The sequence below is a fragment of the Roseomonas sp. KE2513 genome, from assembly GCF_016107305.1.
Taxonomy (GTDB): domain Bacteria; phylum Pseudomonadota; class Alphaproteobacteria; order Acetobacterales; family Acetobacteraceae; genus Roseomonas.
In genome coordinates, this window is record NZ_RCVR01000205.1 from 1 (window position 1) to 305 (window position 305).

Below are 305 nucleotides of genomic sequence, written 5' to 3' on the forward strand. Positions count from 1 at the left end.
CCCGCTTCGTGGTGACCAGCTTCGCCCGAGGCAGTGCCGAATGGATCTACGACAGCCTCTACTGCGCCAGGGGACAGGCGGAGAACCTCATCAAGCTGCACAAGACACAGCTCGCCTCCGACCGTACCTCCTGCCGGTCGCCCCTGGCCAACCAGCTCCGCCTCATCCTGCACACGGCCGCCTACTGGCTGATGCTGACGCTCCGCGACCGCATCCCCAAGCCGCACCCGCTGGCCAGTGCCGAGTTCGCCACCCTCCGCCTGCACCTGCTGAAGATTGCGGGCCGCGTCATCGAGACCGCCAGC

1 protein-coding gene is annotated in these 305 nt (G+C 67.5%); it reads left to right on the forward strand.

The window, feature by feature from the left end:
* Positions 1–305: transposase (locus tag D9599_RS30965; protein ID WP_198385168.1), on the forward strand; the 305-nt coding region annotated here is incomplete at both ends.